A 16828-nucleotide genomic window follows, 5' to 3' on the forward strand; every position below is an offset into this window, starting at 1 on the left:
TTGCCTCGGACGGAAACTAATTTGCGCCCCGGGAGGGGCCTCCTCTACTGAAGGATAAGAGAAGGGCAGCGCGATGACTAACGCAATAGGCAGCTTTCGCCGGATTGGTTCACCGCCGGGCGCCAGGCCGATGCTGGCCGATTCCGGTTGGCGGCCGACCCGCGTACCGAAGTCGCAAGGCATGACGCCGCAGAGTCGCGATTACTACAAGGACCGGAGCGGAAAGGTCAGGTCGGGTGTCTGGGCTTGCAATGCCGGGACCATCGAGATCCGGGACAATCCGGCGGAGGAGGTGTGCTTCGTCGTCAGCGGGACCGTCCGGGTCACCGATTGCACCGGTCGGAGCGAGACCTTCGGAACGGGAGAATGCCTGGCGCTGCCGCGCGGCTTCAGCGGTCTTTGGGCGCAATCGGATGATTTCGCGATCGTCTATGTCGCCGTGGAGGGTGCCTGACAAAACTGGAGACGCCACGGCTTACCCGCGTCGAGATTGAAAAACACTGTTCAACAATGCCGATCATTCTGGGGAGGTAACCATGAAGACCAAACGGACCCATCGGGCAGCCATCGCGGCCATCGCCGCGGCCGCTGTCATCTCGCTTCTGACTCTGCCGGCACAGGCGGGCACGCCGGCGCCGGAGCGCATCGCCAAGAACGGCAAGATCGTGTTCTGCACGGATATCTCCTTCCCGCCCTTCGAATATTTCGATCCGCAGACCAATGAGCCGGCAGGATTTGATATCGATATCGGAAAGGCGCTGGCCGCCGAGATGGGCATCAAGTCCGAGCATAAGAATATCGCGTTTGACGGCCTCATTCCGGCGCTGCAGGCAGGGCAGTGCGATGCGATCCTGTCGGGCCTGTTCGACAAGCCGGCGCGCCGCGAAGTTCTGGATTTCGTTAATTATGCCTATGTGGGCAACGCCGTCATCGTCAAGGCGGACAGCCCGCTGAAGTTCGATGCATTGACCGATATATCCGGCAAGGCGGTGGCGGTGGAATCCGGTTCCACGCTGGAGCAGGATCTGGTCGACGCGAACACCAAGCTGGCGGCTTCGGGCAAGGCGCCGATCAAGATCGTGGCCCTGCCCAAGGCCAGCGATGCGTTCCAGCAGCTCACGACCGGCCTGGTCGATATCTATTACGGCTCAACCGTCCAGGAGGCCTATTTCAACAGCCAGAATGCCAGTCAGGTCAAACTGGCGAGCCCACAGACCAGCGCCTTCTATACCGGCGTCGGCACGCTGAAGAAGGACGCCGACCTGCATGACGCCCTCGCAGCGGCCTTCAAGGCGATCCAGGCCAGTGGCGAGTACGACAAGATCGTGAAAGCATGGAAGTTCGATGCGATGGCCTATAAGCCGTGAGCCGAAGAGGAACTCCATGCTGCATATCGGTGGGATCAATTTCGATCTGGACTTCTTCCTACGCTATCTGCTGACTCCGCCGAAGTCGATCTGGGAAGGCCTCTGGGTAACGATCGAGGTATCGCTGCTGGCGCAGATCGCCGGGGTGATGCTGGGACTCCTGGTCGGGCTTGCCCGATTGTCGAACATCACCGTCATCAGGCTGGGGGCCGCGCTCTATTCCTGGGCGTGGCGCGGCACCCCGGTCCTGGTGCAGCTCCTGATCGTCTATACGGGCGTGGCGGCGGCCGGCATCTACCGCTACCCCGACCTCGTCATCGGTCCCCTGGTCGTTCCCGGCGCCCTGCAGGCGGCGTTGATCACGCTGGCGCTGAACGAGGCCGCCTATATGGGCGAGATCTTTCGCGCCGCCATCCAAGCGATTGATCGCGGCCAGACAGACGCCGCCCGTGCGATCGGCATGCGGCCCTGGGGGGCGTTGCGTTGGGTCATCCTGCCCCAGGCCGCGCGGATCATCCTCCCGCCTCTCGGCAATGAGTTTACGCTGATGATCAAGGGAACCTCCCTGCTGAGCGTGATCGGGGTGCGCGAGCTGTTCGGAACCGTCCAGAACATCAACTCGGCGACCTTCCGCACCTTCGAGCTCTTCCTCATCGCCGCGATCTGGTATCTGGCGCTGACGACCGTCTTGAGCATCGGCCAGCGATTCCTCGAGATCCGGCTGAGCCGCCATGAACGGACCGCCGCAACGGTCCCTGCCAACCGCTCGCTTCTGTCGCGGCGGGTCTGATCATGACAACCGTTGCCGCCGGCCCAGAAACGAACCTTTCGCCCGCGGCGGGACTTGCGCTGGTGCAGGTGATCGATGTGCACAAATCCTTCGGCACTCTTCCCGTCCTCAAGGGAGTGTCGCTGGAGGTGGCGCGTGGCGAGGTGGTCGTCCTGGTCGGCCCTTCCGGTTCCGGCAAGACCACGCTCGTGCGCTGCATCAATCGTCTGGAAACGATCGATCGCGGCCGGATCTATGTCGATGGCGAGCTGATCGGCTATCGGGAACGCGGTGGGCGGCTGATCATCGAGGGCGAGCGCCAGGTGGCCCGCCATCGCGAGCATATCGGTATGGTATTCCAGCGCTTCAATCTGTTCCCGCATCTGACAGCGTTGGAAAACGTCATGATCGGTCCCTTGCGGGTTCAACGTCGGCCGATGAAGGAGATTCGGACGGAGGCGGCGGCGTTGCTGGCGAAAGTGGGACTTTCCGACAAGCTCGGCACCTACCCCGCCCATCTGTCGGGCGGGCAGCAGCAACGCGTGGCCATCGCACGGGCGCTGGCGATGAAGCCCGCCGTCATGTTGTTCGATGAGCCGACCAGTGCGCTCGATCCCGAAACGGTGGACGAGGTGCTTGAGGTCATGCGGGCCCTGGCGCAGGGCGGCATGACGATGATCGTGGTCACGCACGAGATGCGGTTTGCGCGCGAGGTGGCGGACAGGGTGATCATGATGGATCAGGGCCTGATCGTCGAAATGGCGTCGGGACAGGACTTCTTCGCAGCGCCGAAGAGCGAGCGAACCCGCGCCTTTCTGGCGTCGATTTTATGACCGGCCCCAGGGCTTCAGAAAATCGCGGCTGGCCCTGGCTGGGCGATTATGAGCGCCATCCGCGCCTCTATGCGGCGCGTCCCGTGATCGGCGAAAGGGCGATGATCTCCACACCGCACCATCTGGCGACGGCGATCGGCATGGAGGTCTTGCGATCCGGTGGCAATGCGGTCGATGCCGCGGTCGCTGCCAGCGCTGCCTTGATGGTTACCGTGCCGATGCAATGTTCGCCAGGTGGCGACGCGATCTGGATCACCCGTAAGCCGGATGGGGAAGTGTCCGTTCTGGATGCGTCGGGCCGATCCCCCATGGCGGCCGACCCCGAATCGCTTCGCAGCCGTGGGCTGACGAGCATCCCGGCCCGTTCGGCCGAGTCTGTTACGGTTCCAGGCGCCGTCGATGGCTGGGTCCGGGCGTTGGAACGCCACGGCACGCGGGGTCTCGAAGAGTTGCTGGAGCCCGCGGCGCGCCTAGCGGAGAGCGGGTTCTTCGTCAGCCGTCATCTTCATGCCAGTTTCCGCGCCGCGTGGCCGTCGCTGGAGGCACGAGGGGCAACGGGACTCTGGTCTTCCAGCCACGCTGTGCCGGCGATCTATGATCGTCTGCAGCAGCCTCCTCTGGCGCAGGCCTTGCGACAGATCGGACGCAGTCAAGGCCGGGAGTTTTACGAGGGAAGCCTGGCCAGGGATATCGTCGCGGCGGCGCACAACGCCGGCAGCCCGCTGTCGCACGACGATCTTGCCCGGCATCGGGCCGAATGGCTGCGGCCGCTCAAATCCCGATGGGGCGGGTTGACGCTCTATACGAGCCCGCCCTCGACCCAGGGCGTGGCCTTGCTCGAGGCGCTGGGCCTTCTCGAGTCGCTGGGACGGGGCCACGACCCCGACAGCGAGCAGGCGACCCATCTCATGATCGAGGCGCTGGCGGCGGCGCTGGAAGAGCGCGATCGCTTTGTCGGCGATCGCAGCCGGATGTTGATCGGCCCCGAATCGCTCTATGGCGATGTTCACCTCGACCTGATCGCCGCGACCATCGATCCGGCGCGCGCCGGCGAGCGAACGGGCGATGGCGGTCCGACCAAGGGCCGTGGGGATACGGCCCATCTGGCCGTGGTCGACAGCGACGGGCTCGCCGTCTCGCTGATCCAGAGTGTCTTCTTCGATTTCGGCACTGGCATTCCGGTGCCGTCGGGCGGCTTCACCTTGCAGAATCGTGGCGCCGCCTTCCGCCTGCAAGCCGGACATGTCGGCGAGCTCGGCCCCGGTTTGCACCCGCCTCATACCCTGGCCCCGACGATCGCCTGCGAGAACGGCCGCCTGAGATATGTCCTGGGCTGCATGGGCGGGGACGGGCAGGTGCAGACCCAGCTTCAGCTCCTGCACGGCATGGCCCGGCAGGGCCTGGATCCACAACAGGCGGTATCGCGTCCGCGCTGGTATCTGGATCGTTCGACGCCGCCGGTCTCTCAGGTTCTGGCCGAGGAAGGTGTCGATGCCGCCCTGGTCGACGGGCTTCGCCGATGCGGGCATGACGTCTCGGTGCTGGGGCCGGCGGAAGAAATCATGGGACATGCCCAGATCATCGGGGTCGAGCCAAGAGGCGCTCTGGTCGGCGCCTCCGACCCCCGCTCGGACGGCCAGGTCGCCGGCTGGTGATGCTGTCCGTTCCCTCATCCGAATCGATTTCACGGAGGACTGCGTGAATATCTCGTCCATCATCCCGATCGGCAGGGAAGGGCGCACGGCCTTCGTGCCGCCGCTCGACAGCTACCAGATCCTCTCGGACTCCTGGATCGAGCAGGAATTCCACTCGCTCAGGACGAGATCGAGCCAGGTGACGGTCGGCTATTGGACCGGCGAGCCCGGCCGTGTCCGGATCGAACCCTGGCCCTACACCGAAGTCTGCGTGATTAAGGCGGGCCGGGTGGCTGTCGTGGACAGCGACGGCCGGCAACGGGAGTTCGGACCCGGCGACAGTTTCATCGTGCCCAAAGGGTTTGTGGGCGAATGGGTCACGCTCGAGCCGGCGGCGAAGGTCTTCATCGCCGTCGAGTGAGAGCTCGATGGCGCCTAAAGTCCGATCCGCTTGCTCATATGGGTGATGACGCCGCCCTTGAAGGGCTCCTCGCGCTCGACCGTATAGCTGTGGGTCAAGTAGAAGCGGATGTTCTCGGCGAAGAGCTTGTTGGTGTAGAGCCGCATCTCGACGATGTTCGAGGATTCCGCGGCTTCGGTCTCGGCATGGGCCAGCATGCGCTTGCCATAGCCGTGCCCCTGGAAATCCGGATGCACGGCGAGATTCTCGATCAGCCAGGCGTCGCCCTGGTCGACCGTCTCGACCAGGGCGACGAGCCGCTCGCCGGCGAAGAGCAGGTCGAACCGATGGTCGCGAACCGCGCGGTCGTAATCCACCATCATTGGCAGCGGCTCACGCCCGATCAGCGGCACCCATTTCGCATAGGCGGCGCGCGTCAGATCGCGGATGGCGGCCGCGTCGGCGGGCGTGGCGAGGCGCAGGGTGAGGGATGGGCTTGGGTTCAACCGGTGCGCGTCCTGCTATTCACAGCGCCTTCCCTTGCGGGAGGGGCAGCGGGGCGGAGCCCCGCGGGGAGGGGCGGGGTGAATCTTAATCTGCTCGATGCCGCCCTTGGCTTCCCGTCCCCCTACCCCCTCCCGCAAGGGAAGGGGGTGAGATTCATTCTGTTCCCTTCACCCCCTTCCCCGACGGCGAAGCCGTCGAGCGGGAGGGGGCTGGGGGAGGGCCTCACCGCATCGTCGGCATGACGAATTCGGCGCCCGAGCGGATGCCGGTCGGCCAGCGCGAGGTCACGGCCTTGAGGCGCGTGTAGAAGCGCACGCCCTCGGGCCCGTGCATGTGGTGATCGCCGAACAGCGAGCGCTTCCAGCCGCCGAAGCTGTGGAAGGCCATCGGCACCGGGATCGGCACATTGATGCCGACCATGCCGACCTTGATCTTGCTGGCAAATTCGCGCGCGGCGTCGCCGTCGCGGGTGAAGATCGCGGTGCCGTTGCCATATTCATGCTCGTTCACCAGCTTGACCGCGCTGTCATAGTCGGGGACGCGCACGACCGAGAGCACTGGCCCGAAGATCTCTTCCTTGTAGATCTTCATCTCCGGTTTCACATGGTCGAACAGGCAGCCGCCGAGGAAGAAGCCCTTCTCGTAGCCCTGAAGCTTCAGGCCGCGGCCATCGACCACGAGCTTGGCGCCCTCGGCCACCCCGGAATCGACGTAGCCGCGCACCTTGTCGAGATGCGTCTTGGTGACCAGCGGGCCCATCTCGGCGTCCGGATCGGTGCCGGGCGCCACCTTGAGCGAGCTCACGCGCGGCGCCAGCTTCTGGATCAGCGGGTCGGCGACATTGCCGACGGTGACCGCGACCGATACGGCCATGCAGCGCTCGCCGGCCGAGCCGTAGCCCGCACCCATCAGCGCGTCGACGGTCTGGCCGAGGTCGGCGTCGGGCATGATCACCATGTGGTTCTTGGCGCCGCCCAGCGCCTGCACGCGCTTATTATGCGCGGTGCCGGTGTGATAGATGTATTCCGCGATCGGCGTCGAGCCGACGAAGCTCACCGCCTGGATTTCGGGATGTTCGAGAATGGCGTCGACCGCCTCCTTGTCGCCATTGACGACATTGAGCACGCCGTCGGGCAGCCCCGCTTCCTTGAGAAGCTGGGCCATGAAGATGCTCATCGAAGGATCTCGTTCGGACGGCTTCAGGATGAAGGTATTGCCGCAGGCCAGCGCGATCGGGAACATCCACATCGGCACCATGGCCGGGAAGTTGAACGGCGTGATGCCGGCGACGACGCCGAGGGACTGGCGAATGGTCCAGCCGTCGACATTCGTCCCGACATTCTCGGAGAACTCGCCCTTCAGCATCTGCGGAATGCCGCAGGCGAACTCGACCACCTCGAGGCCGCGGATGATCGAGCCCTTGGCATCGGAGAGGACCTTGCCATGCTCGGAAGTGACGATCTTCGCCGCCTCGTCGATCCGCCCTTCCATGAGCTGCTTGAAGCGGAACATGATGCGCGCGCGCGTCAGCGGCGGCGTCGCCGTCCAGCGCGGGAAGGCCGCCGCCGCCGCCGCGACCGCCTCGTTCAGCTCCGCGCGCGAGGCCAGCGCGACGCGCGCCTGGACCTCGCCCGTCGCCGGGTTGAACACATCGCTGAAGCGCCCGCTCTTGCCCTCGACGGTCTTGCCGTTGACGAAGTGGGGAATGGTCCTTGTCATGATGGTCTCGACTCCTTCGGCTTTCGCACCCGAACTGGCGCTGCCGGGCCTGGATTATGGATCGGATGGCGCGCACTCTAGCGAATGGGCGGGGGCTGACAAGGAGCCAAACGCCACCCATATCAGGGGACAATCGGGGCGGCGCCACGCGCCCTCCCCATCAGGGGAAGATCCTATGCGGAACTCGATGATCGGTCTGGTCTTTTCGGTCTTCCTGGGCGTTTTGGCACTACCCCTCGCAGGGTATGCGACGCGAGCCCATGCGCAGTCCGACGAGCCCTCCCAACCGAGCCCGGACGACCTCGCGATCGAAGGCGTCACCCGCCTGATGCAGGCGCTCCAGCTTTTCATCCAGCAGCTGCCCCAGTATGAGGCGCCGGTGATCGACGAGAATGGCGACATCATCATCCGCCGTCGCCATGACAACGCGCCGATCCCGCCACAGAAGCCGGCGCCGCCGGACGCGGATTCGACGTCGACGTAAGCGGAATCCAGAAAATCTCTCGCCCCCTCCCGCAAGAGGAGGGGGCGTGATTTCTTTTGCGTTCGCCGCCTTCACTCGAACGGCGTCATCGGGCCGTAGTCGCCGATATAGCTCTGATGCGTGACCAGGCCGCTCTCCTCGCTCCAGCGGTGGAGATGGCAGGCGGGCGGTTCCATGATCCAGGAGGCGGGATCCTTGGGCCCGAGCCGCAACGCGACCTGATGCGCGACCGAAGGCGCCGTCGTCACCACGGTGCCGTGCCAGCGCGCCGTGATGGGCCGATGCACATGGCCGCAGAGGATGCGTTCCACCTGCGGATGGCGTTCGATGACGGTGCCGAGCGCGTCGGCGTCGGCGAGATAGATGGCGTCCATGTCGACAATGCCGGTGGCGAAGAGCGGATGATGGACCGCGATCACGGTCGGGCGCTTCCTGGCGTCGTCGAGCGTCGCGTCCAGCCAGGCCAGCTGGGCCTGACCGACCCGTCCGCCGCCCTCGCCGGGAACGAGGCTGTCGAGCGCGATCAGCCGCAGCGGGAGATCCTCGATCGCGTAGTGGAGGCTGCCCGGGCCCGGCTGCCAATAGGGATGGTCGGCGAAGGCCGCTTTCAGCGCCTCGCGCGCATCGTGATTGCCGGGCATCACCGCATAGGGGGCCTCGAGCCGATCCAGCATCGCGCGCAGATGGGCATATTGCGCGGGCCGGCCGCTATCGACGAGATCGCCGGTGACCCAGACGAAATCCGGGCCGATCCGGTTCAGATGGGTCACGGCCGCGGCGAGATGGGCCGCGGTATCGATCCGGTCGAACAACCGGCGGCCGGGCTCCACCACATGGCAGTCGCTGATCTGGGCCAGCATCATCGGGTTCGGCTCCTCCCGGCGGCCTCTCGCGCATGGCTTGCGAGGGCCGCCGTCGCTTCGCAATATGGGGCCAGGATAGGACTCCCGCTTTGGCCCGGCCAGGGCCCGCCTTCTCCCCGGAATTTCGAGGCCGCTTCGATGTCAACGACCGCCGATTCTTCGCCGCATGACTGGCAGCGCCCCTTCGTACCGCATGATTGCGGTGCCATCGCCGGCTCCGGCAGCGGGCCGCTCGCGCATCTGAGCTTCGCCGTCAAGGACATCTTCGACATCGCGGGCCATGTGACCGGCTGCGGCAATCCCGATTGGCTGGCGGGCCATGCGCCCGCCGCCGAGACCGCGCCCGTCGTGCTGCAGCTGCTCGAGGCCGGCGCCGACATGATCGGCAAGACCATCACCGAGGAACTCGCCTACAGCCTCCAGGGCGAGAACTACCATTACGGCACGCCGGTCAATCCGGCCTGTCCCGACCGTATCCCGGGCGGCTCCTCGTCGGGCTCGGCCTCCGCGGTCGCCAGCGGCGATGCGGACATCGCGCTGGGATCGGACACCGGCGGATCGGTGCGGCTGCCGGCCGCGCTCTGCGGGATCTTCGGCTTCCGGCCCAGCCATGGCCGGGTCTCCCTCGGCGGCGTGATGCCGCTGGCGCCGAGTTTCGACACGGTCGGCTGGTTCACGCGCGAGGCGAACCTGCTGCGCCGCGTGGGCGAGATCCTGCTGGGGCCCGATGCCGCCGAGGTCCAGGCGTCGCGGCTCTATCTGATGGCGGACGGCTTCGAGCTTGCCGACGAGGCCCTGCGCGAGGCGCTGGTCCCGTCGCTGGCTGCGCTGTCGGCGCTGCTGGGCGCGCCGGCGGTGGTGCGCATCGGCGACAATGAAGGCGGCCTGACCGCGCTGATGCTCCGGTTCCGGACCCTCCAGGCGCGCGAGATCTGGACGCAGCACGGGCCCTGGATCGAAACCGCAAGGCCGCGCTTCGGCCCCGAGATCGCGGCGCGCTTCGACTGGGCCAGGCGCATGGCGGGCGAGGCGCCGCGCGACGAAGCGCTGCGGCGCGAGCATTTCTCCTTGCGCATGGCGCGGCTGCTCGCGGGTGGTGGCGTGCTGGTGTTGCCGTCGGCGCCTTCGATCGCGCCGAAGAAGGGGCTCGAACTGGCGGCATCGCAGGGTTTCCGCGACCGCACCTTGAGCCTGACCTGCGTCGCGGGCATGGCGCGGCTGCCGCAGGTGAGCCTGCCGGTGGCCGAGGTCGATGGCTGTCCGGTGGGGCTGTCGCTGGTGATGGCGCGCGGGCTCGACATGGCCCTGCTGGGCTTGGCCGAACGGTTGATGGCCGCCCTCGACTGACGCGAGAGCCGGATTATTCGGCGGCCTGGATCGAGCGCACGCGCGAGGCCGGCAGCACCAGCGCCACCGTGGTGCCCTTGCCGAGCTGGCTTTCGATGGCGAGGCGCCCGCCATGCAGCTCCGCCAGCACCTTGCTCAGGGGCAGGCCCAGACCCACGCCTTCCGCACGGCGCGAGATGACGCTGTCCACCTGGCCGAAGGGCAGCATGACCTTCGGAATATCCTCGAGCGCGATGCCGACGCCGGTATCGATCACCTCGATATGGAAGCCTTGCGCATCCTGCCGGGTCCGCACCGTTACGCTGCCATGGGCCGGCGTGAATTTGACGGCGTTGGCCAGCAGGTTGAGCAGGATCTGCTTCAGGCGGCGCCGGTCGGCATAGAGCTTCGGCAGCGGGCTGCCGATCAGATTGTAGATATGCACATTGTTGCGCCGCGCCCGCGTCTCGACCAGCCGCAGGCAGGATTCGATCAGGTTGCGCGGCTCGATCTCCTCTTCGGCGAGATCGATCTTGCCGGCGCCGGCCTTGCTGAGATCGAGGAGATCGTTGATCAGCGACAGGAGATGGCCGCCGCTCTGGCAGATATCCTCGGCGTAGGTCTTGTATTGCGGCTTGCCGAGCGGTCCCAGCAGCTCGTCGCGCATGATCTCGGAGAAGCCGATGATCGCGTTGAGCGGCGTGCGCAGCTCGTGACTCATCGTGGCGAGGAAGGTGGTCTTGGCGCGGCTGGCCTCCTCCGCCGTTTCCTTGGCCTGGATCAGGCGGCGCTCGGCCGACACGCGCTGCATCTCCATCCCGATCCAATGCGCGATCAGATTGAGGAGCGGATGCGGCTCGGGTCCCCGCAGGTCGGGCTCGTCGTCGAAGGCGAAGACATGGCCCACGGTCTCGCCCCGCTCGTCGCAGAAGACGGCGCCCTGATAGGCGACGGCGCCCGACTGGGCCAGCCACTTGTCGTGCGCGAACAGCTCCGGCGCGCGGTCGGGAACGACCAGGGTCTTGCCCTGCGCGTAGCATTGGCCGCTGGGCGTGCCGGCCAGCGAGAAGGCGAAGGGCTGAGCCGGGCGGCCGTCGGCCCAGAGCGCCAGCACGCGCGCCTCGCGTCTGTCGCGCCCGAGCTCGGCGATTCCGGCCCAGCGATAGCCGAGCCCGACCGCCAGCGCCTGGGCCGCGGCCTCGAGGAAGGAGCGGCCCTCCGGCCGGTTGCCGACGATCAGGGTCAACGCGTCCTGGCGGCGGCGATATTCGGTGATGTCGGTGTAGGCGACGACGGTGGAGTTGTCGTGCGTCTTGCGCTCGACCACCTGGATGGTGCGTCCGTCGCTCAAGGGATATTCGAACGGCCCGCGCGGATTGAGATGCGCCTCGAGGCGGCGGCGGGCGAGCGTCTCTGTCGCCTGCCGATCGCCGCCATAGGCGCCGCGCTCGACACCGGCTCTGACCAGGGCCTCGAAGCTGGTGCCGGCGCCGTGCAGATCGCGCGTGTTTGGAAACATGCGGCTGAAGTTCGAGTTCGAGAACACCAGCCGGTCCTGGGCGTCGAACAGGACGACCGCCTGCGGCACGCCCTCCATGACCTCGAGCAGACGCGACCGCTCGTTCTCGACCGCAAGGCGCATCCGCTCCTCGCGCTCATGCAACTGGAGACTGTCGAGCGCCCGCTGCAGCTCCTGTTCGACCGCGGCCGATTGACCGCGCCGCATGACGGCGGCCGTCGCGAGGATGGCGGCGGCGAGACCCGCGAGCTGGCCGATCCACTGCAGCGGTCCGGTGGGCCCGAGCTCGGGCGCCAGCAGGAGCTTCAGCAGCTCGACGATCCCCGACGCGATCAGCGGCACCGCGACGACGCCGACGACCGGATCGCGCTGCCGCTGCCAGTCGCGCGCGAACTCCCAAGCGGCGGCAAGGAACAACAGGGCGGTGATCGCCGGGATCAACGGGGCCGACAGGACTCCCGACGCCCACAGAGCGGCGGCAAAGGCCACCAGCCCCAGCAACAGGCCGAGGCGCCGCGCCTCCACATAGTTGTGAATGAAGCGGCGGGCGCCGGCATGGATCAGCAGGGCGGACAAGGCGAGCGCCGATTGACCGGCAGCGACCGCGGGCCGGGAGGCCGCATCGGTCCAAAGACCGGGCAGGAGCAGCCCCGCGCCATTCGCCAACGTCGCCAGGGCCCACCATCCCATCGCCGGCGAGACGGCCGGGAGGAACGCCAGATAGGCCATCGTCGCCGCCATGATGATCGCGCCCAGCGCGGCGGCGGTGGCAATGACTTCGGTGGAAGGCAACAACTCCATGGAAAGGCGCTTTGAATCCCTGGCTGGAGTGGCGATCGGCGAAGCCCCGCCTTGACCGGTCATGGCCGGGGGCCGGGAATCGCGTTCGGCCCGCGACTCCGGCCAGCGGGCCTAGCCCACCATCTTGAGTAAATCTTGCTAAATGAACTGTTAACGCGAGGGTTCGGGGCCGACTTTGGCGCGGTTCCCGTGCGTTTCAGGAAATACCAATAGAATCAAACCCTAATGATCGTAATGGACGATCGAGGAAACCGGCACGTCCAGGCGGTTTCGGCCGCCCAGGAAATCCAGTTCGATCACGAACGCGGCACCGAGCACCTCCGCCCCGACCTTGCGCAGCAATTCGATCGCGGCGCGCATGGTGCCGCCGGTCGCCAGCAGGTCGTCGAGCACGACCACCCGGTCGCGCGGCTTGACCGCGTCGGACTGGATTTCGACCGTGTCGGTTCCGTATTCGAGCTCGTAATTGTGCGGAATGACGCTGCCGGGCAGCTTGCCCTTCTTGCGCACCATCACGAACCCGCATCCGAGTCGATAGGCGACCGGCGCCGTCACCAGGAAGCCGCGCGATTCGATACCGATCAGCTTGTCCGGCCGCATTTTGCCGACGATGTCGGCCATCCGGTCCACGGTCGCGCGCCAGGCCGCGCCATGCGCCAGCAGCGTCGAGATGTCGTAGAAAAGAATGCCGGGTTTGGGAAAATCCGGAACCTGGCGGATATGGTCCTTGATCTGAAGCGTATCGGTCATTGGGCCTTTGGCGATGTCGGGACGTTTCGCGGCGGATCGAACGGCCCGGCATGCTAGCCGGATGAGGGGGGAAGGTCACGAGGCATGGCTTTCGATGCGGCGATGACTATAGTCGGGGCCTCGGCGGGGGCTGAGGCGGGCCGGAAGGTCCGTCCTTAAGGGACGAAGGTCGACAGGGGAGCGATTGCCGAACGGCATGGCGCAACAGGCAAGCCTGAAAAAGACCGGGGAAGGCGACGGCTTGCGGCTCGAACTTTCGGGCCGGTTGGTGACCGCAACGCTGGTGCCGCTGGTGGGGGAGTTCGACGCCCTGCCGGCGCGCGGCCAGGCGACGCTCGACATGTCGCAGCTCGAGGCCCTGGACACCGCCGGCGCCTGGCTGATCGAGAGGACCGAGGCCCGCTTCGCGGCCGCCGGCGCCAAGCTTGAGATCACGGGCGTCAGGCCCGGCCTCGCCAAGCTGATGGCGCGGGTCGGCAAGGCGGGCAAGCCCGCACCTCTGCCGCGGCCCGAAACCCACGGCCCGCTCTATTTCGTCGAGGGCATCGGCGCCGGCACGATCTCGGCCTTCCAGCAGGCGGTCGATCTGATCGGCTTTTTCGGCGCGATCGTCACGGCGATCGCGCGGGTCCTGGTTCGGCCGAGCCAGATGCGCTTCACCTCGCTCGTCAGCCATATCGAGCAGGTCGGCATGAATGCCATGCCGATCGTCGGCTTGCTGACGGTCCTGATCGGCGTCGTGCTCGCCTATCAGGGCGTCGATCAGTTGCGCGCCTATGGCGGCGAGATCTTCACTGTCAATCTGGTCGGCATCTCCGTCCTGCGCGAGATGGGCATCCTCTTGACCGCGATCATGGTGGCCGGCCGCTCGGGCAGCGCTTTCACCGCCCAGATCGGCACCATGCAGGTGAACGAGGAGATCGATGCCATGCGCACGCTGGCGCTCGATCCGATCCAGGCGCTGGTGTTGCCGCGCATCTTCGCGCTGATCATCGCCGTGCCGCTGCTCACCGTGTTCGCCGACTTCATGGGCATCCTCGGCGGCGGGGTCATGACCTGCATCCTGGTCGATCTGTCGCCGGCCCAATTCCTGCATCAGCTCAACAACGCGGTGACGGTGAAGACGTTCTTGGTCGGCCTGGTCAAGGCGCCGGTCTTCGCCTTCGTCATCGGCATGGTCGGGTGCTTCGAGGGCCTCCGCGTCAAGGGCAGCGCCGAGAGCGTGGGCCGGTTGACGACGCAGTCGGTGGTCGAGTCGATCTTCCTGGTCATCGTGTTCGACGCGATGTTCTCGATCCTGTTCTCTTATCTCGGAATTTGAGCGGGCGTCATGACGCGGACAAAGACCAGGGACAGAGCGAACGAGGCGCCGGCCGAGCCGGGGGCGGTCATTTCGATCCGCGGGCTGGTCAACCGGTTCGGCAACCAGGTCGTTCATGACGGTCTCGATCTCGACGTGCGCGCGGGCGAGGTGCTGGGCGTCGTCGGTGGTTCGGGCACCGGCAAATCGGTGCTCCTCCGCACCGTCGTGGGGCTCAATCCTCCCTATGCCGGGCGGATCGTGGTGCTGGGCGAGGACACGGCGGCGATGAGCGAGCGGGAATGGGAGCACCTCCAGCAGCGCTGGGGCGTGCTGTTCCAAAGCGGCGCCCTGTTCAGCTCCCTGACAGTGGCCGAGAACATCCAGGTGCCGATGAAGGAGCACACCCATCTCCCCAAGAAGTTCGCCGACGAGGTGACGGCCCTGAAGATCGCGCTGGTGGGCCTGCCGCCCGATGCTGCCGGCAAATACCCTTCGGAGCTGTCGGGCGGCATGAAGAAACGCGCCGGGCTGGCCCGGGCACTGGCCCTGGACCCGGAGATTCTGTTCCTGGACGAGCCGACTGCCGGACTCGACCCGATCGGCGCCGCCGCGTTCGACACGTTAATTCGCGATCTTCAGCAAAGCCTTGGATTAACGGTGTTTATGGTCACGCACGATCTGGACAGCCTGCATGCGATCTGCGACCGTATCGCCGTCCTCGTGGACAAGAAGATCAAGGTCGGGACGATGGCCGAAATGCTGGCGGACCCCCACCCCTGGATCCGCGAATATTTTCACGGGCCCCGTGCCCGCGCCGCCGGAATTGGTTGACGACGACCGGGGCAGACACCGACCGGATCTCTCATGGAAACCCGCGCACATCATCTTGCCGTCGGCATCTTCGTCCTGGTCCTGATCGCAGCCCTTGCGGGCTTCGTGATCTGGATCAGCAAATTCAATGGCCGGGAGGATTTTGCCTATTACACGGTCCGTTTCAGCGAGGACGTGACCGGCCTCTCGGTGGACGGTCCGGTCCGCTATCGCGGCGTCACCGTCGGCCGGGTCACCGACATCCGCATCGATCCCGACAATCCGATCTTCGTCCGGATCACGATCCAGGTTTCGCCCGACACGCCGGTTGTGACCGACACGGTGGCATCGTTGGAGGCGCAGGGCATCACCGGCGTGCTCTATGTGCTGCTCAAGGGTGGCACCCAGGGCGCCGCCCGCATGAAGGTAACCGACCTCACGCCCTATCCCGAAATCCCGAGCGCACCCGGCAAGTTCGAGGCGCTGCTGGCCAGTGCTCCCGAGTTGCTGAAGCATGCCACCGACCTGGTGGATCGCGTGACCCTGATGTTCAGCGACCAGAACCAGAAGGCGATCGCCGACACGTTGAACAACCTGCAGGGCATCAGCGCCACGTTCGATGATCCCAAGAACGGTGTCGGGCCGGCGCTCGACAGCATCTCCGATGCCGCCATCAGCATCGATGCCATGAGCGAGCAGGTCCGGACGCTCGCTGCCAATCTCGACAAGCAGGTCGGCGGGCTGGCCGGCGCCTCGCAGAAGACGCTCGATGACCTGCACAAGCTGACCACCTCCTTCGAGGGGGCGGCGGACGAGATCCATGCGCTCGTGGCCGAGAATCGGCGTCCCCTTAACGATTTCGCACAATCGGGCCTCTATGAGTTGACCCAGATGGCCAGCGAGATGCGCACGCTGATCGCGACCTTGACCCGCATCTCGACGCAGTTCGAGCGCGATCCGGCGCGTTTCCTGTTCGGCGACCGGCAGAAAGGATTCGAGGCGCAATGACGTCGATACCCCTATCGATGGCGGTGGCCCAACCTTCCCGCCGTCTGCTGTTGCGCCTCTTGGGCGGAACGGCGCTGCTGCCGCTGGCGGGCTGCGGCGTGCTCTCCTCCTATGCCACCCCGCTCGATCAATACACGCTGTCGCCCAAGACCACGTTCCAGAATCCGCCGCCGAAGGTGGATTGGCAGCTGGTGGTAGAGAAGCCGATCGCGGCGGCCGGAATCGATACCGCCCGCGTGGCCTTGTCGCGCAATCCCTATCAGGTCGAGTATTTCGGCAAGGCGGCCTGGACCGACAATGCGCCTTCCATGGTGCAGACGCTGTTGATCGATTCCTTTCAGAATACAGGTTCGATCGTGGGCGTCGGTCGCGAAGCGATCGGGCTGCGGCCGGACTTTCTGCTCAAGACCGACTTGCGCGAGTTCCAGGCCAACTATCGCGACAACGATCCGATCCCCGAAGTCCATGTGAAGATGATCGCGCGCCTGGTGAAGCTGCCGGAGCGGCGCATCATTGCCTCCATGACGGCCGACCGGAAAGCCAAGGCGGCGGGTGCCAAGTTCACCGACGTGGTGGATGCCTTCGACGACGCGCTGGGCGGCGTGATCAAGCAGATCGTCATCTTCACGCTCAGGGCGCCGTCCGGCGATCTGGGCGGAATGACCGGAGTCGAGATCATGCCTCCCGAGGCACCGGCGACGACCGGAACCTCGCCCTGATCTTCGGACAGCTCGC

At 66.1% G+C, this 16828-nt stretch carries 17 protein-coding genes; 12 read left to right on the forward strand and 5 right to left on the reverse strand.

What is annotated here, in order from left to right:
- Positions 1-130 precede the first annotated feature (130 nt).
- From FRZ44_RS06350 to FRZ44_RS06375, 6 genes are all read left to right on the forward strand, one after another.
- Positions 131-454 (forward strand): cupin domain-containing protein, encoded by a 324-nt coding sequence (locus FRZ44_RS06350; RefSeq protein ID WP_225308574.1) that lies wholly within the window; start codon positions 131-133, stop codon positions 452-454.
- 82 nt (positions 455-536) lie between these two features.
- Complete coding sequence (locus FRZ44_RS06355) at positions 537-1367, forward strand: ABC transporter substrate-binding protein (RefSeq protein WP_151176390.1); 831 nt, start codon at positions 537-539, stop codon at positions 1365-1367.
- Between the two features lie 16 nt (positions 1368-1383).
- Positions 1384-2157 (forward strand): amino acid ABC transporter permease, encoded by a 774-nt coding sequence (locus tag FRZ44_RS06360; RefSeq protein ID WP_151176391.1) that lies wholly within the window; start codon positions 1384-1386, stop codon positions 2155-2157.
- Between the two features lie 2 nt (positions 2158-2159).
- Positions 2160-2969 (forward strand): amino acid ABC transporter ATP-binding protein, encoded by an 810-nt coding sequence (locus FRZ44_RS06365; RefSeq protein ID WP_151176392.1) that lies wholly within the window; start codon positions 2160-2162, stop codon positions 2967-2969.
- A complete protein-coding gene (locus FRZ44_RS06370) occupies positions 2966-4624 on the forward strand; it encodes a gamma-glutamyltransferase family protein (RefSeq protein WP_151176393.1) in 1659 nt (552 codons plus the stop codon). The genes FRZ44_RS06365 and FRZ44_RS06370 overlap by 4 nt, the downstream gene beginning before the upstream one ends.
- Before the next feature lie 43 nt (positions 4625-4667).
- Positions 4668-5024: a cupin domain-containing protein gene (locus tag FRZ44_RS06375; protein ID WP_191908443.1), complete on the forward strand. Its 357-nt coding sequence runs from the start codon at positions 4668-4670 to the stop codon at positions 5022-5024.
- A 14-nt stretch (positions 5025-5038) separates the two neighbouring features.
- Here the strand turns inward: FRZ44_RS06375 and FRZ44_RS06380 are convergent, their stop codons facing one another.
- Together FRZ44_RS06380 and FRZ44_RS06385 are read right to left on the reverse strand one after the other, a co-directional pair.
- On the reverse strand, positions 5039-5509 hold the full coding sequence (locus FRZ44_RS06380) for a GNAT family N-acetyltransferase (protein ID WP_151176395.1): 471 nt from the start codon (positions 5507-5509) through the stop codon (positions 5039-5041).
- Between the two features lie 223 nt (positions 5510-5732).
- The gene (locus FRZ44_RS06385) at positions 5733-7229 is read right to left on the reverse strand and encodes a CoA-acylating methylmalonate-semialdehyde dehydrogenase (RefSeq protein WP_151176396.1); all 1497 of its coding nucleotides are present in this window, start codon (positions 7227-7229) and stop codon (positions 5733-5735) included.
- Here FRZ44_RS06385 and FRZ44_RS06390 point away from each other — a divergent pair.
- Positions 7228-7713 (forward strand): hypothetical protein, encoded by a 486-nt coding sequence (locus FRZ44_RS06390; RefSeq protein ID WP_151176397.1) that lies wholly within the window; start codon positions 7228-7230, stop codon positions 7711-7713. The genes FRZ44_RS06385 and FRZ44_RS06390 overlap by 2 nt on opposite strands.
- Positions 7714-7784: 71 nt before the next feature.
- Here the strand turns inward: FRZ44_RS06390 and FRZ44_RS06395 are convergent, their stop codons facing one another.
- On the reverse strand, positions 7785-8576 hold the full coding sequence (locus FRZ44_RS06395; protein WP_151176398.1) for a phosphodiesterase: 792 nt from the start codon (positions 8574-8576) through the stop codon (positions 7785-7787).
- 138 nt (positions 8577-8714) lie between these two features.
- On the opposite strand from FRZ44_RS06395, the gene FRZ44_RS06400 reads away from it, so the two are divergent.
- A complete protein-coding gene (locus FRZ44_RS06400; protein WP_151176399.1) occupies positions 8715-9923 on the forward strand; it encodes an amidase in 1209 nt (402 codons plus the stop codon).
- Positions 9924-9936: 13 nt separating this feature from the next.
- Here FRZ44_RS06400 and FRZ44_RS06405 read toward each other — a convergent pair whose 3' ends face one another.
- On the reverse strand, positions 9937-12222 hold the full coding sequence (locus tag FRZ44_RS06405; RefSeq protein ID WP_191908444.1) for an ATP-binding protein: 2286 nt from the start codon (positions 12220-12222) through the stop codon (positions 9937-9939).
- A gap of 222 nt (positions 12223-12444) precedes the next feature.
- Complete coding sequence (locus FRZ44_RS06410) at positions 12445-12972, reverse strand: adenine phosphoribosyltransferase (protein WP_151176401.1); 528 nt, start codon at positions 12970-12972, stop codon at positions 12445-12447.
- A 196-nt stretch (positions 12973-13168) separates the two neighbouring features.
- Between FRZ44_RS06410 and FRZ44_RS06415 the strand changes: the two genes are divergently transcribed.
- From FRZ44_RS06415 to FRZ44_RS06430, 4 genes are read left to right on the forward strand one after another with little or no spacing between them, the layout of a single operon-like run.
- A complete protein-coding gene (locus FRZ44_RS06415; protein ID WP_151176402.1) occupies positions 13169-14293 on the forward strand; it encodes an ABC transporter permease in 1125 nt (374 codons plus the stop codon).
- Positions 14294-14302: 9 nt separating this feature from the next.
- Entirely contained in the window at positions 14303-15106 is an 804-nt protein-coding gene (locus FRZ44_RS06420; protein WP_151176403.1) for an ABC transporter ATP-binding protein, read from the forward strand.
- 33 nt (positions 15107-15139) lie between these two features.
- Positions 15140-16093: an MlaD family protein gene (locus tag FRZ44_RS06425; RefSeq protein WP_151176404.1), complete on the forward strand. Its 954-nt coding sequence runs from the start codon at positions 15140-15142 to the stop codon at positions 16091-16093.
- Positions 16090-16812 carry an ABC-type transport auxiliary lipoprotein family protein gene (locus tag FRZ44_RS06430; protein ID WP_225308575.1) on the forward strand — a complete coding sequence of 241 codons (723 nt, stop codon included), beginning with the start codon at positions 16090-16092 and terminating at the stop codon, positions 16810-16812. Before FRZ44_RS06425 ends, FRZ44_RS06430 begins: the two co-directional genes overlap by 4 nt.
- Positions 16813-16828 lie beyond the last annotated feature (16 nt).

Source organism: Hypericibacter terrae (genome assembly GCF_008728855.1).
Lineage (GTDB): Bacteria > Pseudomonadota > Alphaproteobacteria > Dongiales > Dongiaceae > Hypericibacter > Hypericibacter terrae.